The sequence below is a fragment of the Pseudomonas sp. 51_B genome (genome assembly GCF_017491595.1).
GTDB lineage: Bacteria > Pseudomonadota > Gammaproteobacteria > Pseudomonadales > Pseudomonadaceae > Aquipseudomonas > Aquipseudomonas promysalinigenes.
This window is the reverse complement of the sequence record NZ_JAFGYW010000664.1, coordinates 1-219: the sequence shown is the minus strand read 5'-3', so window position 1 is coordinate 219 and position 219 is coordinate 1. Positions and strand designations below refer to the sequence as shown.

The 219-nt window shown below is 62.6% G+C and carries 1 protein-coding gene; it reads left to right on the top strand.

All coding sequences use genetic code 11. From position 1 onward, the window contains the following. Positions 1-219, top strand: a 219-nt coding sequence (locus J5M56_RS26615) for a hypothetical protein (protein ID WP_207938268.1), incomplete at both ends; no start/stop codon positions are given.

Below are 219 nucleotides of genomic sequence, written 5' to 3'. Positions count from 1 at the left end.
GTGCATGGCGCGAGATAGCGTCGTATGAACCAGGCGGTCGCGCGCGCCTGTCACAGGCGTCACTGGCCGAAAACAAACGTAGGAGCGAGCGTAGCTCGCGATGCGCCGCGCGGGCGGCGCTCGATCTGCGCCCCAACATCAACCTCAAGGCATACACCCCAAAGGCTCAATCACTCTTCCGCCTGATCCTCACCACCCTGTCGGCTCATCCCGTACTTA